This is a genomic window from Streptomyces sp. NBC_01235, assembly GCF_035989285.1.
GTDB lineage: Bacteria > Actinomycetota > Actinomycetes > Streptomycetales > Streptomycetaceae > Streptomyces.
Genome location: NZ_CP108513.1, coordinates 216,127 through 235,855, shown reverse-complemented (window position 1 = coordinate 235,855; position 19,729 = coordinate 216,127). Strand labels below are relative to the sequence as shown.

The following is a 19,729-nucleotide window of genomic DNA, read 5'->3' as shown; positions in this document are numbered from 1 at the left end:
GCCAGCGCGGCCACCTGCTACGGCGGCGCTATGTCGTTCACCAAGAGCGGCGTCAACGGCTTCGTCCCCTCCAATGCGTATGCCTGGTACGCAACCACCAGCCGGTGCAACGACTTCAATGTCCGGCTGTGGAGCGGCTACGGAACGCAGGAGATCAACTGGTGCTGGCGGACGGCTGAGGCGTCCTGGGACTGCCAGGAGCGATGGACGAAAGTCGGCCAGTCCTGGACAGCGGTTGCCACGAACGTGAAGGACGGAACTCATAGCAAGATCCAGTTCAGGGACAACAAGGCGCGGGTGAAGGGCTCGCTCGCCTTCTAGGGAACGGCCAGGAGGGTCGGCGGGAGTTCTCCCGCCGCACCCTCACGCATGGGCGAGGACCTCGCGAAGCCGGGCTGTCGACCCTGCTCATGCCGGCGGTGGCGTCACCCGCAACGTTCCCGGCATCGCCTCCATCCACAGAGCCGGCGACCGGCCGCCGTGCCGGTCGATGAGCTGCCACATCTGCACGGCGGCATGGAAAGCGGCCCTGTAGCTCACATCCTTTCGATTCCATGGCGGCCGGGCACCATTGAGGCATGAGCACACCACTGGGACGCGACGGCCGGCCCCTCGTCACCGCCACCGAGGATCACGTCCCACCGAGCGGGTGTAGTCACTGGCCGAGCTGATTCGGTTCGGTCGGGGGAAGCCGGCGCTTGTCCTCGGTGGGGGTTGGGGTTGAGGAGTTCGGCCAGGACCGCGGCGGCGAGCCGGTCGAGGGCAGCGGGGTTGGGGAAGACCTGGACGACGTCGGCCCTACGTCAGTGCTCGCCGGGGGCGCCACCGATGACCTCGGGGCCTCAGCCTCGATGAGTTCCTGCAGGATGCGTTCGCACAGCACCCTGATCGTCGCAATTCCGTCGGCCGTGCGTAGTGACTCCAGCAGCCGCATCAGGTCAGACGGGGACAAGGCCATCACGCGCTCCCACGGTCGAACCGCCCGTTCACCAGGGCGACTTGCGCGATGGCCTGCCCTTGTTTGGGGAGCAGTCACTCACACGGGGTCACGCCCCGGGCAGACACCTGAGCGTTCACGACCCTTGACTGGCTACACCACTCGGCGGGACGCCGTCCGCTGGTCAGCCGCTCGGACCGCCGCGCCACGGGGCCCGCACGAGCAGCGCGGTCGGCGGCACGATCAGGACGCAGGCCGATCGGCGCGGGCACTCGCAGCCGCGGCGGTACGCCCGGGCCACCGCCGTCGGCCGCCCGTCCGGGCGCCACGACGGGCTGGAACCTGGAATGTTGCGCAAGGGGTTCAGTGGTCGTAGGCGGTCAGCGCGCGCATGACCGGCGGCCGCGCATGAACCTGGCTCCACTCATCAGGCCCCCTTGGAATCGATCATCCAGGGAACCGGGAGGCGCTCTACCGGCGGACCGCCGAGATCAGTCCGCCGGGCCGCTCCTCGCGCTGCGGCGGGGTGCTGATCGGGCGGCCGTAGGCGGCAGCGCGCTCGCGCAGGGTGTGGCTGTCGGCCTCCCAGCAGTGCCCGGCCAGCCAGCCCACCGGGTCGTCGGGCATCTCCGAAACCCACATGGACGCCGCCGATCCCGGCACGGCGTCCGCGCCGAAGCGCTCGATCACGCCGCGCGAGCCCAACGTCAGCCCCATCCGACTGCCTGCCGCCGACTGCGCGCTGATCCGGGCCAGCAGCAGCTCCACCGCGTCCTCGGGCAGATAGATCAGCAGTCCTTCGGCGATCCACACGGTCGGCACCGCCGGGTCGTGCCCTGCGGCGGCCAGCGCGCCTGGCCAGTCCTCACGCAGATCCACCGCGACGGTGATCCGCTCGCAGCGTGCGACGGCCCGCTCCTGGCGCAGCACCGAAGCCTTGAAGTCCAATGGCGCAGCGGTGTCGACCTCGAACAGCCGGGTGCCCTCGGGCCAGTCCATCCGGAAGGCCCGGCTGTCCATGCCGGCGCCGAGCAGCACGATCTGCCGGACCCCGGACGCGGAGGCCTGCTGCAACAGGTCGTCGAGGAACTTGGTCCTGATGACGATGGAGAACGACACGGCCAGCCGGCGGCGTCGCGCGGCCTCGTCACCGGGCAGCGGCGGCGAGGAGGGCCCCAGGCCGCCGGCGGTGGCGAAGGCCTGTGCCAGTGGGTCGCGGAACAGCGCGTTCTCCCGCTCGGTCTCCAGCGCCCGCACCCTGGCCACCCCCACCGCCGTGGCCCACACTCCCGACGGCTGCACCCGCTCCTGCTCATCAGTCACCGCGCCAGCCTAGATGATCGATTCCAAGGGGGCCCGATGAGTGGAGCCAGGTTCATGCGCGGCCGGCCGGTCATGCGCGCACTGACCGCCGACGACCACTAAACCCCTTGGAATCGATCATCGAGATCCGTCACACCATCGATCATGTCGGCTCAACGAGTCGTCCACCAGCTCGTCACCGGTCCCAGATCAGAAACAGGTACTGATGGCGAACTGCACCGGTCGGCTCGCGAAGGTGCCGCGTTCGCGGCCACTCAGTCGAGACAGAACTCGTTGCCCTCGACGTCCTGCATCCCGAGGCACGACTCGTTGAATCCATCGGCAAGCAGTAGCTGCCCGCGTACCGCGCCGAGCGCGACCAGTCGTGCGCATTCGGCCTCAAGTGCGGCCACGCGCTCTTCACCCACGAGCCCGGTGCCGACCCGCACGTCAAGATGCAGCCGATTCTTGACGACCTTGCCTTCGGGAACGCGCTGGAAGAACAGTCGCGGGCCCACACCTGAGGGATCAATGCACGCGAACGCCGAACCCTGACGCTCAGGGGGCAGTGCGCGATCGAAATCGTTCCAAGTGGCAAACCCCTCCGGTGGCGGCGGTACGACGTATCCCAACACCTCGCACCAGAAACGAGCGACGCGCTCAGGTTCTGCGCAGTCGAAGGTGACTTGGAACTGCTTGATCGATGCCATCGGTCCATCGTAGAGGCGGGGTCTTTCATCGTTTCCACGGGTCCGCCCCTGGCTGGGTTGTGGCGCATGCGGCCGACTCTTGGCGATGAGTGGGACCTTGAGCCGTGGGATGACGATCCTGACGGTGCCCCCACTGGAGGAGGTCCTGGTGGACTTCGGGAACGTCGCATGTGCGCAGGTGAGTTGTAGCCACGCCCCAGTCCAACGAAGGAGCGTACGGGAGGCAACCCGCCCGTGCTCAGCGTCGGCGGTCGCCCGGCGCGACCAGGCTGGTGACTTCGGCGATCGCCTCCGGGAGGGGTGGAAATGCTTCCGTACGTTCTCCGCCTTCTTGTGCCGGGACTTCGCCATCAGCATGAGCAGGTTTGTCCCACCCTCGCCGAGGTGGGTCAGGCCGGAGTGCCGGGAGTTCAGGCAGCGGCCCTCACATCCGCTGGGTTCGGGCGCGCAGCCGGTCGATCTCAGCGAGCACGCGGTCCACATGCGGACACACCTGCGCCTTCAACGCATCACTCCAGCTCTCCTCGGAGTAGGAGCAGTTGAGATAAAGCTGCCTGGCGTGCTCGAGGGCGGGGCGGTGCTCGGGCGGGAGCTGGGCGAGCGCCCAGTCGGCGGCGGCGTCCTTCGACTTGATCTGGCCAGTGGCGAGCGTGGTCCAGATGCGGGCGAAGGTCAGCAGGACGTTGCGGGTGTCGCTGTCCAGGTCGTCGAGCAGGCCGGGGATACCCGCCACGCTCGCCCGGACCAGGTCGGTCTGCGGGACCGGGTCGAGGACCTGCGCCGGGCGCGGGCCGGTGAGGGGGTGGTCGCCGGTCAGCGTCATAGTGATCAGCAGGGCCAGATCGGGCATCGGCTCCGGCTGGGGGACCTCCCCGGCCTCGTACTCCGCACACAGCCACTCGCCGTAGAGGAAGTCGCCGGTCGGCGGGTACCGCCACGGCCGGACCTCGGACTGGACGACCACGGTGAGCTCGACCGGGCGGACCTTGTTTCGGGAGCCGGAGATCCGGAGGAGTCCACCGAGGAGTGTCCGTCGATCCTGCTCGTCCATTCGCCGCCGGGAGACGACCAGTACGTCCACGTCGCTGGCAGGCCTGAGTCCGCCGAGCACGGAGGAGCCGTGGAGGTAGGTGCCGATGACATCTTGGCCCAGCACACCGCCGACCAGCCCCACGATCTCCTGCACCTGATTCACTGCATCAGCGTCTCCTGTCATCCGGCGGACTGCCCGGCATTATGCGACTTCGGCTGGTCAGGGAGTTGCAGGGATGCCGAGGGCGAGGCCGGTTCCTGTGATGCAGCCGTCGAGGGTGTCTGGCCGGTGTGACGTGCGCCCATACGCCCTCGACGGGGTTGAGGTCGGGCGAGTAGGCGGGTAGCAGGAACACTGTCACCCCTTCGCGCTCGGCGATCAGCTCACGCACAGCGTGGGAGACGTGGGTGTTCAGGCGGTCCCACACCAGCACGATCGACGCCTTGACGAACTGGTGGGTGCCGTAGATCAGCGCGATGAGGTCGCGCTCTCCCATGCTGCGACGTTTTCCGTTGCCCGAGGGGTGAGTGCGCAGGCGGTGGCACAGCCGGGTCCGGGAGCCGGGCCGCATGGCGATCAGCCCGGCCACGGACAGACGTCCTGAACGTCGCCCGCTCACCGTCACCTGCGGAGTCACTCCGCGTCGGCCCCAGGGCGTCCTTTGGGCGGCCGCCGGGTGAAGCCTGCCTCGTCCTCGAAACAGATGTAGCCACCTGTCCGGTCCGCACCGCCGCTACAGGCCGAAGGCGCCGCCGTCGATGAGGATGAGCAGCCCGATGGAGATGAGGACCATCGGCAGCAGGACGTGACCCCACCGGCTGAGCGCCCTGGCGATGAGGGGACGGGTGGCGAAGAGCCGTCCGGCGAAGCACCACACCGCCACCAGGACCAGGAAGACGACGGCGTACACGCTCGTCCCACCGGCTCCGGCGGTGGCGAACACGGGCACGTAGACGCCGATGTTGTCCCCACCGTTGGCGAAGGTCACCGCGGCGACCTCCACGGCCTTGGGACCACCTTCTCCCGACTCCCGCTCCTCGTCGGCCTCATGCCGGTGCCGCCACGCCTGCCACGCCGCCTTCAGGCCGAGCGCGAGGGGGAGCAGACCGAGGTACGGAATCGCCGAATCGGGCAGCAACGTGGCCCCGAACGCGGAGGCGACGGCGACGGCGAGGATCGCGATGAAGCCGAGATACTGGCCGAGCACGATGCGACGGGTGGAGCCCGTGTGTGCGGCACCCTGGGCGAAGAACAGCGACAGGATCAGGATGTCGTCGACGTTGGTGACGGCGAAAAGTCCGATCGCCTGCCCGACAATGCCCAAGTCCACAGAGGGCTGCCTTTCTCACGCGGTCGCTCCGGGAGCGTACCCGCCGCCGACCGCCCGGCCGCCGACGGCCCGACCGCCCTATTGACCGCCCGACGGCCCGACCGCGGACCGGCCGGCCTCCGGAATCCCGTTGCCGGGAGCGATCTGGGTAATTACGGTCGGCCCCATGGCGGACGACGAACCCACGCGTGCGGCACGACTGCTGGACGCCCAGGCCAAGGCCGAACAGCTCTTCGCGGAGATCGAGGAACGCGGGCTCGTCAAGGCGGGCGAGGGCGAGCGGGCGGTCAGCGATCGGATCCGGGACCTGGCGAACGAGCTCTTCGGTACGACCCGGCACTGGCACAAGCGGATCGTGCGCTCGGGCCCGAACACCCTCGCGCCGTACCGGGAGAACCCGCCGGACCGGGAGATCGGCGCGGACGACATCGTCTTCGCCGACTTCGGGCCGATCTTCGAGGAGTACGAGGCCGACTTCGGCCGGACCTTCGTCCTCGGCGACGACCCGGTCAAGCGGCGACTGCGGGACGACCTGCCCGAGGTCTTCGCCTCCGGCAAGCGGTTCTTCGAGAGCGACCCGGACATCACCGGCAAGCGGCTGTACGCCGAGGTGGAGCGGCTGGCCGCCGACGCCGGCTGGGAGCTGGGCGGCTGGCACGCCGGGCACCTGGTCGGCGAATTCCCGCACGAGTGGATCGACGGCGCGGACACGGAGTCGTACATCACCCCCGCCAACGACACCCCGCTGCGCCGCACCGACAAGGCCGGACGCCGCTGCCACTGGATCCTGGAGATCCATCTCATCGACGGGGAGCGGAAGTTCGGCGGCTTCTACGAAGAGCTGCTCACGCTCTGACCCGACAACAAGGGGCGCCCTGGCGCCGAGTCGGGCGACGATCCGCTCACTCGTCGGCGTGGCCGTGGTCGGAGAGAAGGCGTACGCACCGACCCGCCCTCATGGGTCTCCAGCGCCCGCAGTCGGGACCCGGCCCCTGGGGTCGCGTCAGCGCAGCAGGCGTACTTCGCGCAGCCGGATGGTGGTTGCAGGGCCGACCGCTTCGAATCGAATCTCGACGGTCCTGGCAAGACCGGTCGCGTCGAGCGGGAGCACCTGGGAGGTTTCCTCGCCCTCGGGGTCCGGTGAGGGTGTGAGTGTGCCCAGCGCACGGCCGTCGACCAGTACGCGGGTCGATCCGGCACTTCGGTCCGAGAGGTGGGTCACTTGCAGGCCGGTGGCGGCGTCGTCCCGGTCCGTCAGGCGGTAGGACCACCATCCGGTGGCGGCCCGCCACCTCAGCCCGTCGGTGAGGCCCGACCACGTGTCGTGCCCCTCGAACCGGTGGTCGCTTTCAGGCTGTTGCTCGAGCGACGGGTGCGCCGCCAGGAACGAGGCCCCGCTCACGGGCAGCGGCGCCACCCCGTCGTACGAGAGGTGTCCGGTCGTGGGATCGAGCCGCAGGGCCGCGATGCCGGGGCCGTTGCCGCCGGAGTCGTGGGTATAGGAGCCGGTGAGGACGGGGATCGCGCCGGTGAGGGAGCTTGTGCGCATGCGTGGTCCTGGGATGTTCATCGAGCAGGGCGGGTTGAGGGGGCTTCAGCGGACGATGTCGTCGTGGTGGTCCAGCAGCCCGAGTTCGGAGCGCCGGGGCAGGCCCTCCCAGTCGCCGGCGGTGCTCACCGCGAAGGCGCCGAGCAGGGCCGCCGTCCTCAGCCGCCGCTGCGGGGGCTCCCCCGCGAGCAGTTCGGCCAGGTACCCGGCGGCGAACGCGTCGCCCGCGCCCACCGAGTCGTGCACGCGGACCGGTATGGCGGGCTGCCGGTGGGGCCGTCCGTCGAGGAGGGCGTACGCCCCGTCGGCACCGAGCTTGATCACGGCCCCGCCGGGCCCCAGGTCGCAGATGCCCTGGGCGAGTTCCTCCGGTCCGTCGGCATCGGACACCACGAGAGCGGCCTCGTGCGGTCCGGCGAAGACCAGGTCGCTCCTGCGCAGCAGCGGCAGCAGAGCGCGCCGGGCCTCGGCCTCGCTCCACAGCAGCGAGCGGAAGTTGACGTCCAGGGAGATGGTCACGCCTGCGTCCGCGGCGATGTCCACGGCCCGGGTCACGGCCGCGGCGGGCCCCTCCCCGAGCGCCGGGGTGATGCCCGTGATGTGCAGGACCGCCGCCCCCGCGACGACGTCCTCGGGAATGTCGTCCACGGTCAGCCGGGCCCCGGCCGTGTGGGTGCGGTAGTAGCGCGTACGGCTGTGGGTGGAGGTGCGGCGTTCCTTCAGCAGCAGGGAGGTGGGGGCGGGGTCGCGCGCGGCTACGACGTCGACCCCTTCGGCCCGTAGTTCCCGCAGGACGAGTTCGCCGAGTTCGTCGTCGCCCACCCGGCCGATCCAGGTCGCGGATCCGCCGAGCCGGCTGACCCCGACGGCGACGTTGGACTCCGCGCCGGCGATCCCCAACCGCAGTGTCGTGCCGAGCGCGAACGGCCCGGGATCCCGGGCCGCCATGACGGCGAGCACGTCGCCGAGGGTGACGAGGTAGGGCTCGCCGGGCGGGGGTGCGGACGTGCTCACGCGCTCGCCTCCCCGGCCCGCACGGTGGCCCGTACCGCGTCCAGCAGGGTGCGCGCCCTCGTGGTGAGGGCGTCCAGTGCCCCCGGGGCCGGGTCGCGGTCCGCCCCGCGCAGCAGCGGGGAGCCGATGCCGACCGCACTGGCGCCCGCGTCGAGGTAGTCCCGCGCCTCGTCGAGGCCGACGCCGCCGACTGCGACGAGTGGGATGTCGGGGAGGGGCGCCCGCAGCTGGCGCAGATGTCCGGGACCGCCCGTGCTCGCGGGGAAGAGTTTGACGGCGGCGGCGCCCGCCTGCCATGCCTGGGACACCTCGGTCGGTGTCCAGGCGCCCGGGTAGCACGGGATGCCCCGGTCCGCCGCGTGCCGGACGACGGCGGTGTCCACGACGGGGGCGACCAGGAACTCCGCTCCCGCCGCCAGCGCGTCGCGGGCCTGGTCGCCGGTGATCACGGTGCCGGCGCCGATCGCGACGCCGGGGCCGAGTTCCGCCCGGATGCGGGTCAGCGCGTCGAGTGCTCCGGCGGTGGTGAGGGTGACCTCCAGGCAGGTGACGCCGCCGGCCGCGAGCGCCCGGGCCACGGCGGGCAGCCCGGAGGCGTCGGCCGACCTGAGGATGGCCATGACCCGGGTCCGGCCGAGCTGCGGGGTGAGGGCAGGACGCTCCGTCATGACCCCACCGCCGCGGAGGACGTGAGGCTTGCCTGGGTGTCGGTCATGCGAAGTTCCTTTGCAGCAAGGTGAGTCGGTAAACGCGAAGTCACTTGAGTCCAGAGGTGGCGACGCCGGTGACGAAGCCCCGCTGCACGATCAGGAACAGCGCCAGCACCGGGACGACGTACATCACCGCGCCCGCGGCGACCAGGTTCCCCAGCGGTGAGCCGTGCGCGTTGACGTAGCCGTAGGCGAGCTTGACCGCGAGGGTGGTGTGGGCGTCGTCCAGCAGCAGGGCGGGCGCGACGTAGTCGCCCCAGGTCTGGCGCAACACGGACGGCTCACTGGCCGCCTGGTAGCCCGAGACAGGCCCGCCCAGGCGGTCGCATGAGGCCAAGTCCGGCCCGGGGGCGTCCGCCCGCCAGGTCCGGACCGTCGGTCGTGGACCCTGCGAGCAGGCCGGGCTGTGCCTGGTGCATCGACAGGTTCGTGACTCCGGTCGGCTCTCCCCGGACGCCAGGACCGCGCACACTTCGACGGTCCAGGTCCAGGTCCAGGTCCAGGTCCCGGGAGAGCGGGTAGGGGTCGCCGATGGCCTCGTCGGAGAACGGGCCGACGTCGAACTCAGGGATGCCGTTCGAACCCCGGCGGCGGAGGCGTTGGCGGATGGCGGGGCGGTGGACATCGCGCTCCTGACATCGTCGGCAGGGTCGGGCACTCGGCCCGGTGGGCTGGGGTCGCTGCTGATATGGGGGTACCCACAGGCCGGTGATGTGAATTGCGAATCACGTTGCACTCGAGGGCAAGTTCACGCGACTTGGGTGGGGCGACGAGCCGGGGGCTCAGTGGCCTTCCCGGGTGCCGAGGAGGTAGGAGACGGCCGCCGTCTGCAGGTGGCTGCGCAGCTCGCTCCAGGGCAGTGGCCGCTCGGACTCCAGGAACTCGCCCTGGGTGATGCGGTGTGCGATCGCGGCGTAGACCAGGCGGTAGGCGAAGTCCAGCGCGGCCTCGGGGTCCGCATGCGCGACGGGCGTGTGCCGCAGCGCCTCGGCGAAGTGGCGGTTGCCCTCGACACTGACGCGGGAGCCCTCGGCGCGCACCGCTTCGTGCCGGGTGCCGAGCAGCAGGAAGACGCGTAGCAGGGCTTCGTGCGCCCGGAAGGCGTCGGTGATCGCGCCGACGGCCTCGGCGATCGCCACGGCCGGATCGCGCAGGAGGCGCAACCGCTCCTCGGACATGCGTTCCGTGATCTCGGCCTGGAGGTTTTCGGTGAAGGCGTGCTGGATGGCCAGCAGGAGTCCTTCCTTGTCACCGAACCGGCGGTAGATGCTGCCGACCGCCATGCCGGCCCGCTCGGCGACGGCGGCCACGGTGAGCGCGTCCACTCCGCCCTCTTCGAGCAGGGCGTACCCGGCCTGCAGGATGTCCTGCTGAGAGCGGCGGCTGCGGTCCTGGAGGGCGGTGGGCCTGCCGGTGCGGGACTCGGTCACCTACGCATCTTATCGACGGGGCTCTTGACGTCCACGTTGCCGTCATGTGAACCTCGACTCACATTAAATGTGAATGGTCATTCACATGCTGATCCGGGCGTGCACCGCCGTGCCCGCCGTTTCCTGCTCACCTCACCCCTCGCAATGGCGCGGGAGTGTTCCCGGAGGTGTCTCATGGCTCCCCTCTATGACGTCGCGGTCGTCGGCTACGGACCGACCGGCCTCACCGCCGCTTCCCTGCTCGGCCGGCTCGGCCACCGGGTGGTGGTCTGCGAGCGCTGGCCCGGTCTGTACGGGCTGCCCAGGCTCACCCACATCGACGACGAGACCGCCCGGATCGTCCAGGCGGCGGGCGACGTGGACGAGGCGTTGCGCGACTCGTCGATGTGCCAGTACGTATGGCTCAACGGCAAGGGCGAGACCCTCGTGCGCATCCCCGCGAACCCCGACGGTCCGATGGGGTATCCGGGCCACATCTCCATGTACCAGCCGGACGTGGAGAACGCGATCGACAAGCGGCTGCGCGACTGCGGGACGGTCGACGTCCGTCAGGGCTGGGCGGTCACCGGCCTCGACCAGGACGCCGTCGGTGTCACGCTGCGTCTGCGCGGCTGGAACAGCGACGGAGCGACTGCGGACGGCCCGCACGACGAGGTCCGGGCCCGCTATGTGATCGCCGCCGACGGCAGCCGCAGTGGGATACGCGAACTGCTCGGTGTGGAGCGCCAGGACTTCGGCTTCAACGAGCAGTGGCTCAACATCGACACCGAGTGGCTGCGCCCGCAGCCCCCGGAGTTCGCCTACGCCACCCAGTACTGCGACCCCGCGCGCGGCCACATGACCATCAACATCGGCACCAACCGCCAGCGCTTCGAGTTCGCCCTGCTGCCCGGCGAGACCCGCGAGGGGATGACCGCCCCGGACAGCGCCTGGCGGATGCTGCGCCACTACCACGACCTGGGCCCGGACGACGTGCGGATCATCCGGCGGTTGGTCTACGGCTTCGAGGCGCGCATCGCCACCCGCTGGCGGACGGGCAGCGTCTTCCTCGCCGGCGACGCCGCCCACACCATGCCCCCCTATCTCGGCCAGGGCGCGTGCAGCGGCCTGCGCGACGCCACCAACCTCGCCTGGAAACTGCACCTCGTCCTGGGCGGTCAGGCGCCGGACGCTCTTCTGGACACCTACGAGAGCGAACGCCGCCCGCACGTCACCGCCCTCACCCACGCGGCGATCGCCCTCGGCAAGGTCGCCAACACGCACGACACCGAGGCCGCAGCCGCCCGGGACGCGGCCTTCTTCGCGGGCACGATGCCTGCGCCGCCCCCGTTCCCGCCCCTCACTCACGGAGTGCTGCGCCATGACACGGACGCGCCGGTCGGCACCCTCACCCCACAGGGCCGTATCCGGCTGCCCGACGGACGCACCGGACGCCTCGACGACCTGACCGGATACGGCTTCACCCTGGTCACAGCCGAGGATCCCGCCACCGCCCTCGGCCCCGAGCGGCTCGCCCGGCTGGAGCGACTGGGCTGCGCCGTGGTCGCCCTCGACACGGTCGACGACCTCGACGGACGGCACGCGGAGTATCTCCACCTGCTCGGCGCGGTCGCGTATCTGGCGCGCCCCGACTTCGTGCTGTTCGGCACGGCGGCCGACACCACGGATCTGGGCGTGCTGGTGGACGACCTCGATGCCGCACTGTCCGGAACGACGGTGACAGCCGTATGACCACCGGGGATTCCGGAGCAGAGGCGGCGCTGCCACCGCTGGTCGCCGCCCAGCACCGGGCCATGCCCTTCACCCGGCTCACCGACTGCGGTATGGACCCCGCCGACGCCCGCCGCCTGCTCGCCGACACCGCCGCCGGACTCTCGTGGCAGGACGCCGCCGCGAAACTCGCCGACACACAACTGGAGCGTGCCCGGCTCGGCGAGGCGAACGGCCACGGCGTCACCGCCCGGCAGGCGCACCGGTTCGCCTCGGCGGCCCTGATGTTCGCGCAGATGGCGTACCAGAGCGACACCGCGGACAAACGGGAGCTGTACGCTCGGCACACCGCGGCGACGGCCGCTCTCGCACCCCAGGTGGAGCGCGTGGAGATCCCGCACCGCGACGGCGTCCTCGGCGGCTGGCTGTGCCTGCCGGCCGGGCCGCCCCGCGCCACCGTGATCGTGTGGGGCGGACTCAGCGGCTGGGGAGCGGCGTATCTGGCGGTCGCCGACGCGTACACCGCGCGCGGCCTGGCCTGTCTGCTCGCGGAAGGGCCCGGCCAGGGCGAGTCACGGCTGCGCCACGGGTTGTACGTCGACGAACACGTAACCGACGGCTTCGCACGCTTCGTCGACCTGGTCGAGGCCGATCCGCGGCTCGGCGGCGCCATCGGCATCCAGGGCGTCAGCTTCGGCGGCCTGTTCGCCGCCCATCTGGCCGCCGCGGATCCGCGCGTCGGCGCGGTGGTCGTCAACGGGGCTCCGGCGGCACCGACCGTCCCGGAATTCCGCACCGCCCGCGAGCAGATGGCCGCCGTGGTCGGCACCGACGACCCGGGCCGGGTGACCGAGGTCATGGACGGCCTGCGCTTCGACCCGGACAAGCACCGCATCCGCTGCCCGCTGCTCCTGCTGCACGGCGGCCGCGACCCCCTCGCCCGCTACGAGGACCAGGAGCCGTTCCTGCGCGCCGCCGACCCCGCCACCTCCACGGTGCGAGTCTGGCCCGACGGCGAACACACCCTCTACAACCACGCGGCCGAGCGCGACGCGCTCACCGGTGACTGGTTCATCGACCACCTCGCAGGTCACAGCACCCCGAACAGTTAGGGAGACCAAGTGGACTTCACCGTCGAGACCGCCACCCACGCGGTGGTGGAGAGCTTCCGGCAGACCAAGGACCAGCGGCTGCGGCAGGTCATGGAGAGCCTGACACGCCACCTCCACGACTTCGTGCGGGACATCGAGCCCACGATCGAGGAATGGGAGGCCGCCATCGGCTTCCTCACCGCCGTCGGTCAGAAGTGCGACGACACCCGGCAGGAGTTCGTCCTGCTCTCCGACGTCCTGGGCGTCTCCATGCTCGTCGAGAGCTTGAACGGATCCGAAGAGGGAACCGAGAGCACCGTCCTCGGTCCCTTCCACATGACCGCCTCGCCCCGCCGCGAGCTCGGCGACTCCATCGACCTGATGGGCACCGGCCGTCCGTGTGTGGTGTCCGGTCGAGTGCTGGCCGCCGACGGCACTGCGCTGCCGGACGCCGAACTCGACGTGTGGCAGTGCTCGGAGGACGGTTTCTACGACGTCCAACAGCCCGACGTGCAGCCGCGGGGAAACGGGCGAGGGCTGTTCCGCACGGACGGCGAGGGCCGCTTCTGGTTCCGCACCGCCGTCCCCTCCCACTATCCGATCCCCACCGACGGCCCCGTCGGGGGCTTGCTCGAAGCCACCGGCAGGCATCCCTACCGGCCGGCCCACATCCACTTCATCGCGAGCGCCGAGGACCACCGCCCGGTCACCACGCACGCGTTCGTCGCGGGCAGCCCCTACGTCGACTCGGACGCTGTCTTCGCGGTCAAGCGGGGCCTGATCACCGACTTCACCGAGTCCTACGAGGAGCAGGAGGCCGAACGCTTCGGCGTGACCGTGCCCTTCACGCACGCCGGGTTCGACATCGTGCTGGCCCCGCAAGCCGAGTCGGCAGTATGACCTTCACCTACGAAGCATTGCCGATGCGGGTGGTCTTCGGCGCCGGAAGCCTGCGCCAACTACCCCAGGAAGCCGAGCGGTTGGGCGTGCGGCGGCTGCTGGTGCTGTCCACCCCCGGTCAGCGCGCTCTCGCCGGGCACGCGGCCACCCTGCTCGGCGAGGCGTGCGCCGGGCTGTTCACCGAAGCGCGGATGCATGTGCCGGTGCAGGTCGCCGAAGCGGCCCGCGCGGCCGCACGGGACGCCGACGCGGACGGCTGCCTGGCCATCGGCGGCGGCTCCGCCATCGGCCTGGGCAAGGCGATCGCCTTGAGCTCCGGCCTGCCCGTGATCAGCGTGCCCACCACGTACGCCGGCTCGGAGATGACCCCTGTCTGGGGACTCACCGACCACGGCCGCAAACGCACCGGCCGGGACCGGGCCGTCCTGCCGCGCAGTGTGGTCTACGACCCCGAACTCACCCTCCGCCTCCCGGTCGACGTGTCGGTGACCAGCGGCTTCAACGCCGTCGCGCACGCCGTTGAAGCCCTGTACGCGCCAAACGCCTCCCCGATCGTGTCCCTGATGGCCGAGGAAGGCGTGCGCTCGATGGCCGCGGCCCTGCCAGCCATCGCCGCCGACCCCGGTGACGTGCGGGCCCGCACCGACGCGCTGCACGGAGCATGGTTGTGCGGGGCGTGCCTGGGAGCCACGACCATGTCACTGCACCACAAGATCTGCCACATCCTCGGCGGCACCTTCGACCTCCCGCACGCCGCCGTCCACACGGTCGTGCTCCCGTACGTCGCCGCCTTCAACCTTCCCGCGGCGCCGACCGCCGACCAGGCCCTGCGCCGTGCGCTGGCCACGGACGACGTACCGAAGCACCTCGCGCGAGCCGCCGCCGAGCTCGGCGCCGCGCGCTCACTCGCCCAACTGGGCCTCACCGAGCGCGACTTCGACGAGATCATCGCCCAAGCAAAGGCCCAGCCCTACGCCAACCCGCGACCGGTCACAGCGGAAGCCCTCCGCTCCCTCCTCACGGAGGCACTGAACGGAACCCTCGCACCCTGACCGGGTCCACTCCGCGGCCCGTGCCACACATCCTCACACCAGGAGAATGAAAATGATCAAGTTGGTGGCCGCCGTCCGGCGACGCCCCGGTATGACGCACGCCGAGTACGCCGAGTACATCGAGAAGGTGCACGGCGGGATAGCTGTCGCCAACAAGCTGACCGTGCGCAAGTACGTCCAGAACCACGTCCTCGACAGCGCCTACGGCGCGATCGGGGACGTGGGCTACCAGGTCACGCTGCCCCGCGACTCCGTGACCGAGCTGTACTTCGACGACCTCGAGTCCATGGGGGAGACCTTCGCGCACCCGTACACGCGCGAGGTCGTCGGCCCGGACGGGGTCAACTTCAGCGACCAGTCGGCCGCACTCAGCCTGCTCGTCGAGGAGAGCGCGGCCGAGGCGCCTCGATCCGGAACCGGCACGGTAAAGGTCCTCCACTTCCTCAAGGCCGCCGACGGGCTTGCCCCGGAGGCGTTCCAGAAAGGTGTGCGACGGGCGTACGAGGACCTGCTCGCCGACCCCTCCGGGCCCGCCCGATACGTGCGCGGCCACGAGTGGAACACGGCCCTCCCCGGGGACGGCATGGCCGCGTACTTCGGAGGCGCAGCGGAGCAGCCCGCGTACGACGCCTACTCAGCTCTGTGGTTCGACGAGGCAGATGCCCTGACCGGCTTCCGAGCCCACCAGCAGGCCTTGGCCGATCACGCGGAGAAGCACGGGGCGCTCTTCCAGCCCTCGTTGTCCTTCTTCCTCCTCACCCGCGAGGTCGTGGTCTTCGACGACCTGGCCGACGGCGGCACCGGAGCATGACCTCGTAGGGCGGGCCGGTGCCCGGCGGCATGGGCAAGGGGGGCGGGTGGCGGTGCCCGCTTCGAGCGGCGTGCACGTGCCGTGGCTGACGGCCTACGACGTCTGGATCTGCCGAGGTCGTCCGCCCCAGGTGGGCGCCGGCCTCGGCTACCTGGAGGTGATGAACCTCGAGGCGGTCCTCGGGCAAGCCCCCGACCTCACCCGCGACGCGAACGTCCTGACCGTCGACGTCGCCCGCACCTACCGGGCCCGGGCGGGGTCGTACCGCTTCAACGCCTGACAACCTGACTGCGTGAACTACCGCACCGTACCGAGCCGTTGTGTTTCGGCACGGTGCGGTGTGCCGGTCATCTCGAGGGACACTCCGGTGCGAGGTCCACCGCGTGCCCCGGCTCGTCGAGGCGATCCTCGTGCTCGCCCGCTTCGATGAGGAGGACCCGACGGACCTGGAAGCCGTCGACCTCAGCAGGATCGTCGACGAGTCCTGCCGCGACGCGCTCGCGGCCGCACCCGAACGCGGCTGGAGTACCACATCGAGCCCGGCGTGACCGTTCTGGGGGTTCAGGACGAAGTGCCGGGCGTTCTCTCGGACGCCGTTGCCCATGTCTTCGACCCTTCTACCGGGCGGACAGGAGCCGCAGCCGGGCCGGCGGCGGCAGCGGGCTGGGCCTGTCCATCGTCGCGGCCGTTGCCGAAGTCCATCAAGGGCCCGGCGGCCGCACGCTCTCTGCGGTGCCGCTCGGTGCCGGCTAGAAGCCGGGGAAGACCCGTCGCAGGTCGTCGACGGTGAGGGAGGCGCTCGCCAGAGACACCTCACTCGGCGTGTGGGCGGGCGCGTGGCGCCCGGTGGTGAGGCGCAGCCACCACTCGGCCGGTGCGTTCAGGACGGCGTCGGGCCGGTCCGGGTCATCGGTGAGCGTGATTGCGTCCCCCACCTCCAGTCCGAAGGTGCGCTCGGGTGCGGTGGTGCGGACGGCTATGCGGACCGGGCGGGCGTCCAGGGCATCGGCCCTGCCGAGGAAGTCCAGGAATGGGCCGGCCTGGTCGAGGAGCAGTCCGCTCACAGCGGAGAGCAGGGGCGCCTCGTGATCGAAGGCGACCTCCACGTCCCAGGTGTGGTGGGCGAACTCCGTGAGCCGCACGCCGGCCACCGCGGCGACATCGACCGCCACGGGCAGGAAACCGAGGTTGACCTTCAGTTCCTTGCGCGTCTGCGCGCTTCGAGACCCTCATAGCGGCTGACCAGCGCGCCGTTGGCCGCCACGAAGCCTTCGGCCCGCTCAACCGGTGACATGCCGTCCCAGCGCACCCACACGGACTTGTCGAAGTCCTTCTGGGCGTTCACCCGCAACTACCACCTCGGCGACCAGGGGCTCACCAACCTCCTGCGGCAGAACGTCTCCCGCGTCTTCGGCCAGGACTCCGACATGCTCAACGCGCAGCAGCGAGCCATCGAGGCCAACCCCGACCACGAGTTCTACAACCTCAACATCGACATCGGCGGCATGTGGGCGCGGCGCATCATCGACGCCAAGGCCGCCGCCGAGCAGGGCCGCGAACGCGCCCACCCCACCGCCCTCGCGTCCGTCGCCGCGTCGACACGGCGGACGGCATGAGCGGCGGCACGAAGCACGTGGCGACCGTCGAAGCCCGCGACGACGTCGCACCGGACATCGCCCTGATCACGCTCCGCCTGCCGAACCCGGCCCCCGAGCCACCGCCCGGCAGCCACCTCGACGTCACCGTGCGCCTTCCGGACGGCACCGACACCCGGTCGTACTCCCTCGTCGATCTCGGCCACGACGACGGCCTGTTGCGCATCGCGGTACGGCGGCAGCGGGACGGCCGGGGCGGATCGGTGTGGATGCACTCGCTGACACCGGGCGACGAGGTCCAAGTCGCGGGCCCTGTCGACGAGTTCCCGCTCAATCCGGGATCGGCCCCCAGTGTGCTGCTCGCCGCCGGAATCGGTATCACCCCCGTCCTCGGACTCGCCCGGGCCCTGCGCGCCCGAGGCAGCGATCACCGGATCCTCTACGCGGGCCGGTCCCGCGAACACATGGCGTTCATGCGGGAGTTGGAGGCCGCCCACCCCGGCCTGGTGACCCTGGCCGAATCCGCACGCGGAGGGCGCCTGAGCACCGCCGAGGTGGTCGCCGGCGTTCCAAGGGACGGCGTGCTCTACGTCTGCGGTCCCATGGCACTCCTCAGGGACGTCCGCCAGGCCGGGCAGCAGGAGGGGCGATCGCCCGCGGACCTGCGGTTCGAGACCTTCGGCACGAGCGGCGACCATCCCGCCCGTCCGTACCGGGTCGCCGTGCCGAGCCACGGCGTGACGGTCGAGGTCCCGGTCGGCACCAGCATGCTGGACGCTTTGCAGGCGGCGGGTGTCGAGATCATGTACGACTGCCTGCGCGGCGAGTGCGGGCTGTGCCGCGTCCGGATCCTGGACAGCGACGGGCCCGTCGACCACCGCGACGTGTTCCTGTCCCCAAGGCAGCGGGCCGAGGGCCGTCAGATGTGTGCCTGTGTGTCCCGGATCGCCGGGCCCGGGGTCACCATCGACTGCTGAGGATCACTTTTTCCACGCCGGTGGCGTGCAGCGGGAGGCGCCGCCGGCCACCTGCGTCATGTTCGCGACCGGCCGCGGCCCGGTGATCCTCTCGACGTCCACGGCCTGGTGATGGCCGGCGACGCCGGCTGAACGACCGTATGGTCCTCCAAGGAGCGCATGACCGCGCGTGCCGCGCGGCGCAGGGCACGCTGCCGCGGGGCGGCTGAGGCGAGCGCGGCTTGGCTGAGTTCGTCCTCGACGTGACGCTGCCGGTCCGTGGCCACGGTCCGACTCCTTGGGCTGTCGGCGTCTCTGGTCACGAAAGGGCTGTCTCCTCGGCGTCGTAGCCGTAGATCCAGCCGTTGCCCACCAGGGGGTCGGACCCGGCGAGGGCGGCGTCACGGGCCTGTTGGTCGGGGCCGTCGGGCAGGTGGTTGATGTCGCGGCGGCCGTGACTGATTTGCTGCAGGCGGGAGGTGCGTTCGATGCGTGCCGACTCGTAGTGCTTCAGGGCCTGTTCGGGATCGTCGGCGGTGGCGGCGAGGCAGCGGGCCAGTACGGCGGCGTCCTCCATGGACTGGGCCGCGCCCTGGGCGAAGAAGGGGAACATGGGGTGGGCGGCGTCACCGAGAAGCGTGATCCGGCCGTGGCTCCAGCGCCGCAGAGGCGCCCGCTCCAGCAGCGCCCAGCGGCCTGGGTCGCCGCCGGCGGCGATGAGGTCCGTCACTCGCGGGTCCCAGCCGGCGAACTCGGCGTGGACCTCCTCGACCGTTGCTTTCGCACTCCAGGACTCGTCGGTGTAGTCCCCGGCAGGGGCGGCGGCGAAGACGTTGACGGCCTCCCCGCCGGCGATCGGGTAGTGAACGAAGTGCCGTCCGGGTCCGAGCCACAGGGTCTGGGCGCGTCGACGCGCGAAGTCGGGCGCGGCCTCGGCGGGCACGACGGTGCGGAAGGCGCACAAGCCGGAGTACCCCGGCGGTGCGGGTTCGGCCACCGTGCCGCGGACGACGGAATGCACGCCGTCGGCGCCGATGACGACGTCGGCCGCGGCCCGGCTGCCATCGGCGAAGCGCAGCAGCGCGCCGTCCGGGCGTGGGTCGACGGCGGTGCATCGGGCGCCCAGGCGGATCCAGTCGCCGGGCACGGCCGCCTTGACGATGTCGAGCAGATCGGCTCGGTGAGTGGTGTAGGTGCGTTCACCGTAGAGCCGCTCGCATGTGTCGCTGAGCTTCTCCACCGACAGCACGCTTCCGTCCGTCCAGCGGCGGAACTCCCATCCCCAGTCCAGCGGCACGGCCCGGTGCAGGAACCGTTCCATGACGCCGAGGCGACGCAGCAGCCGTACGGCGTTGGGCGCCACGACCAGCCCGGCGCCGACCTCGGTCAGCGCGGGCGCCTGCTCGTAGACGGTGGCGGTCAGGCCCGCACGGTGCAGGAAGGCGGCGGCGGCCAGACCGCCGATGCCGCCGCCGATGATGGCGATCCGCGGGCCGTGCACAAGAGCGGGCATGGAGGCACTCCTCTTCTTCGAGGGCGAAGGTCCTGGTGACACCTCGATCCTCACGGGCGCCCGGCGCCGCCGAGAACAGCTATGTT

At 70.9% G+C, this 19,729-nt stretch carries 23 protein-coding genes and 2 pseudogenes; 11 read left to right on the top strand and 14 right to left on the bottom strand.

Annotated elements, in window-relative coordinates:
• Nucleotides 1-30: 30 nt before the first annotated feature.
• Entirely contained in the window at nucleotides 31-321 is a 291-nt protein-coding gene (locus OG289_RS00960) for a hypothetical protein (protein WP_327312080.1), read from the top strand.
• Between the two features lie 485 nt (nucleotides 322-806).
• On the opposite strand, the pseudogene OG289_RS49510 reads toward OG289_RS00960, so the two are convergent.
• The 6 genes and pseudogenes from OG289_RS49510 to OG289_RS00935 all read right to left on the bottom strand — a co-directional run.
• Nucleotides 807-958, bottom strand: a pseudogene (locus tag OG289_RS49510) (IS256 family transposase); the annotation flags it as partial.
• A 450-nt stretch (nucleotides 959-1,408) separates the two neighbouring features.
• Nucleotides 1,409-2,224, bottom strand: a complete 816-nt coding sequence (locus OG289_RS00955) for a class I SAM-dependent methyltransferase (protein WP_327320543.1) — start codon at nucleotides 2,222-2,224, stop codon at nucleotides 1,409-1,411.
• Between the two features lie 290 nt (nucleotides 2,225-2,514).
• Entirely contained in the window at nucleotides 2,515-2,949 is a 435-nt protein-coding gene (locus tag OG289_RS00950; RefSeq protein ID WP_327312079.1) for a VOC family protein, read from the bottom strand.
• A 424-nt stretch (nucleotides 2,950-3,373) separates the two neighbouring features.
• Nucleotides 3,374-4,144, bottom strand: coding sequence for an aminoglycoside adenylyltransferase family protein (locus OG289_RS00945; RefSeq protein ID WP_327312078.1), 771 nt, complete (start codon nucleotides 4,142-4,144; stop codon nucleotides 3,374-3,376).
• A gap of 57 nt (nucleotides 4,145-4,201) precedes the next feature.
• Nucleotides 4,202-4,692 (bottom strand): annotated as a pseudogene (locus OG289_RS00940) (transposase); the annotation flags it as partial.
• A gap of 23 nt (nucleotides 4,693-4,715) precedes the next feature.
• Nucleotides 4,716-5,312 carry a cadmium resistance transporter gene (locus OG289_RS00935; protein ID WP_327312076.1) on the bottom strand — a complete coding sequence of 199 codons (597 nt, stop codon included), beginning with the start codon at nucleotides 5,310-5,312 and terminating at the stop codon, nucleotides 4,716-4,718.
• A gap of 166 nt (nucleotides 5,313-5,478) precedes the next feature.
• Here OG289_RS00935 and OG289_RS00930 point away from each other — a divergent pair, with 166 nt between their 5' ends.
• The gene (locus OG289_RS00930; RefSeq protein ID WP_327312075.1) at nucleotides 5,479-6,168 is read left to right on the top strand and encodes a M24 family metallopeptidase; all 690 of its coding nucleotides are present in this window, start codon (nucleotides 5,479-5,481) and stop codon (nucleotides 6,166-6,168) included.
• A 147-nt stretch (nucleotides 6,169-6,315) separates the two neighbouring features.
• On the opposite strand, the gene OG289_RS00925 is transcribed toward OG289_RS00930, so the two are convergent.
• The 5 genes from OG289_RS00925 to OG289_RS00905 all read right to left on the bottom strand — a co-directional run bounded on the left by OG289_RS00925 (nucleotide 6,316) and on the right by OG289_RS00905 (nucleotide 10,015).
• On the bottom strand, nucleotides 6,316-6,861 hold the full coding sequence (locus tag OG289_RS00925) for a DUF6805 domain-containing protein (protein WP_327312074.1): 546 nt from the start codon (nucleotides 6,859-6,861) through the stop codon (nucleotides 6,316-6,318).
• 45 nt (nucleotides 6,862-6,906) lie between these two features.
• Nucleotides 6,907-7,875: a sugar kinase gene (locus tag OG289_RS00920; protein WP_327312073.1), complete on the bottom strand. Its 969-nt coding sequence runs from the start codon at nucleotides 7,873-7,875 to the stop codon at nucleotides 6,907-6,909.
• Nucleotides 7,872-8,543 (bottom strand): bifunctional 4-hydroxy-2-oxoglutarate aldolase/2-dehydro-3-deoxy-phosphogluconate aldolase, encoded by a 672-nt coding sequence (locus OG289_RS00915; RefSeq protein ID WP_327312072.1) that lies wholly within the window; start codon nucleotides 8,541-8,543, stop codon nucleotides 7,872-7,874. Before OG289_RS00915 ends, OG289_RS00920 begins: the two co-directional genes overlap by 4 nt.
• A gap of 88 nt (nucleotides 8,544-8,631) precedes the next feature.
• On the bottom strand, nucleotides 8,632-8,859 hold the full coding sequence (locus OG289_RS00910; RefSeq protein WP_327312071.1) for a hypothetical protein: 228 nt from the start codon (nucleotides 8,857-8,859) through the stop codon (nucleotides 8,632-8,634).
• A gap of 508 nt (nucleotides 8,860-9,367) precedes the next feature.
• Nucleotides 9,368-10,015, bottom strand: coding sequence for a TetR/AcrR family transcriptional regulator (locus tag OG289_RS00905; protein ID WP_327312070.1), 648 nt, complete (start codon nucleotides 10,013-10,015; stop codon nucleotides 9,368-9,370).
• A gap of 174 nt (nucleotides 10,016-10,189) precedes the next feature.
• Between OG289_RS00905 and mhpA the strand changes: the two genes are divergently transcribed.
• From mhpA to OG289_RS00870, 7 genes are all read left to right on the top strand, one after another.
• On the top strand, nucleotides 10,190-11,746 hold the full coding sequence (mhpA, locus tag OG289_RS00900; RefSeq protein ID WP_327312069.1) for a bifunctional 3-(3-hydroxy-phenyl)propionate/3-hydroxycinnamic acid hydroxylase MhpA: 1,557 nt from the start codon (nucleotides 10,190-10,192) through the stop codon (nucleotides 11,744-11,746).
• Nucleotides 11,743-12,837, top strand: a complete 1,095-nt coding sequence (locus OG289_RS00895) for an alpha/beta hydrolase family protein (protein ID WP_327312068.1) — start codon at nucleotides 11,743-11,745, stop codon at nucleotides 12,835-12,837. The genes mhpA and OG289_RS00895 overlap by 4 nt, the downstream gene beginning before the upstream one ends.
• A gap of 9 nt (nucleotides 12,838-12,846) precedes the next feature.
• Nucleotides 12,847-13,716: a dioxygenase family protein gene (locus OG289_RS00890; RefSeq protein WP_327312067.1), complete on the top strand. Its 870-nt coding sequence runs from the start codon at nucleotides 12,847-12,849 to the stop codon at nucleotides 13,714-13,716.
• The gene (locus tag OG289_RS00885; RefSeq protein WP_327312066.1) at nucleotides 13,713-14,768 is read left to right on the top strand and encodes a maleylacetate reductase; all 1,056 of its coding nucleotides are present in this window, start codon (nucleotides 13,713-13,715) and stop codon (nucleotides 14,766-14,768) included. The genes OG289_RS00890 and OG289_RS00885 overlap by 4 nt, the downstream gene beginning before the upstream one ends.
• A gap of 52 nt (nucleotides 14,769-14,820) precedes the next feature.
• Complete coding sequence (locus OG289_RS00880) at nucleotides 14,821-15,579, top strand: EthD domain-containing protein (RefSeq protein ID WP_327312065.1); 759 nt, start codon at nucleotides 14,821-14,823, stop codon at nucleotides 15,577-15,579.
• 52 nt (nucleotides 15,580-15,631) lie between these two features.
• On the top strand, nucleotides 15,632-15,859 hold the full coding sequence (locus OG289_RS00875; protein ID WP_327312064.1) for a hypothetical protein: 228 nt from the start codon (nucleotides 15,632-15,634) through the stop codon (nucleotides 15,857-15,859).
• 103 nt (nucleotides 15,860-15,962) lie between these two features.
• A complete protein-coding gene (locus OG289_RS00870; protein ID WP_327312063.1) occupies nucleotides 15,963-16,127 on the top strand; it encodes a hypothetical protein in 165 nt (54 codons plus the stop codon).
• A gap of 201 nt (nucleotides 16,128-16,328) precedes the next feature.
• On the opposite strand, the gene OG289_RS00865 is transcribed toward OG289_RS00870, so the two are convergent.
• Together OG289_RS00865 and OG289_RS00860 are read right to left on the bottom strand one after the other, a co-directional pair.
• Nucleotides 16,329-16,751 carry a hypothetical protein gene (locus OG289_RS00865; protein WP_327312062.1) on the bottom strand — a complete coding sequence of 141 codons (423 nt, stop codon included), beginning with the start codon at nucleotides 16,749-16,751 and terminating at the stop codon, nucleotides 16,329-16,331.
• 23 nt (nucleotides 16,752-16,774) lie between these two features.
• Nucleotides 16,775-16,924: a hypothetical protein gene (locus tag OG289_RS00860; RefSeq protein ID WP_327312061.1), complete on the bottom strand. Its 150-nt coding sequence runs from the start codon at nucleotides 16,922-16,924 to the stop codon at nucleotides 16,775-16,777.
• On the opposite strand from OG289_RS00860, the gene OG289_RS00855 reads away from it, so the two are divergent.
• Together OG289_RS00855 and OG289_RS00850 are read left to right on the top strand one after the other, a co-directional pair.
• On the top strand, nucleotides 16,899-17,195 hold the full coding sequence (locus OG289_RS00855) for a hypothetical protein (RefSeq protein ID WP_327312060.1): 297 nt from the start codon (nucleotides 16,899-16,901) through the stop codon (nucleotides 17,193-17,195). The genes OG289_RS00860 and OG289_RS00855 overlap by 26 nt on opposite strands.
• The gene (locus tag OG289_RS00850) at nucleotides 17,192-18,151 is read left to right on the top strand and encodes a PDR/VanB family oxidoreductase (protein ID WP_327312059.1); all 960 of its coding nucleotides are present in this window, start codon (nucleotides 17,192-17,194) and stop codon (nucleotides 18,149-18,151) included. The genes OG289_RS00855 and OG289_RS00850 overlap by 4 nt, the downstream gene beginning before the upstream one ends.
• 298 nt (nucleotides 18,152-18,449) lie before the next feature.
• On the opposite strand, the gene OG289_RS00845 is transcribed toward OG289_RS00850, so the two are convergent.
• The gene (locus tag OG289_RS00845) at nucleotides 18,450-19,643 is read right to left on the bottom strand and encodes an FAD-dependent monooxygenase (RefSeq protein ID WP_327312058.1); all 1,194 of its coding nucleotides are present in this window, start codon (nucleotides 19,641-19,643) and stop codon (nucleotides 18,450-18,452) included.
• Nucleotides 19,644-19,729: the final 86 nt, after the last annotated feature.

Bases quoted from the DNA above. Each gene is read 5' to 3' on its own strand.
- OG289_RS00960 (WP_327312080.1), top strand. From the start codon at position 31: ATGTCGTTCACCAAGAGCGGCGTCAACGGCTTCGTCCCCTCCAATGCG.
- OG289_RS00950 (WP_327312079.1), bottom strand. From the start codon at position 2,949: ATGGCATCGATCAAGCAGTTCCAAGTCACCTTCGACTGCGCAGAACCT.
- OG289_RS00930 (WP_327312075.1), top strand. From the start codon at position 5,479: ATGGCGGACGACGAACCCACGCGTGCGGCACGACTGCTGGACGCCCAG.
- OG289_RS00925 (WP_327312074.1), bottom strand. From the start codon at position 6,861: ATGCGCACAAGCTCCCTCACCGGCGCGATCCCCGTCCTCACCGGCTCC.
- OG289_RS00915 (WP_327312072.1), bottom strand. From the start codon at position 8,543: ATGACGGAGCGTCCTGCCCTCACCCCGCAGCTCGGCCGGACCCGGGTC.
- mhpA (WP_327312069.1), top strand. From the start codon at position 10,190: ATGGCTCCCCTCTATGACGTCGCGGTCGTCGGCTACGGACCGACCGGC.
- OG289_RS00895 (WP_327312068.1), top strand. From the start codon at position 11,743: ATGACCACCGGGGATTCCGGAGCAGAGGCGGCGCTGCCACCGCTGGTC.
- OG289_RS00885 (WP_327312066.1), top strand. From the start codon at position 13,713: ATGACCTTCACCTACGAAGCATTGCCGATGCGGGTGGTCTTCGGCGCC.
- OG289_RS00880 (WP_327312065.1), top strand. From the start codon at position 14,821: ATGATCAAGTTGGTGGCCGCCGTCCGGCGACGCCCCGGTATGACGCAC.
- OG289_RS00850 (WP_327312059.1), top strand. From the start codon at position 17,192: ATGAGCGGCGGCACGAAGCACGTGGCGACCGTCGAAGCCCGCGACGAC.
- OG289_RS00845 (WP_327312058.1), bottom strand. From the start codon at position 19,643: ATGCCCGCTCTTGTGCACGGCCCGCGGATCGCCATCATCGGCGGCGGC.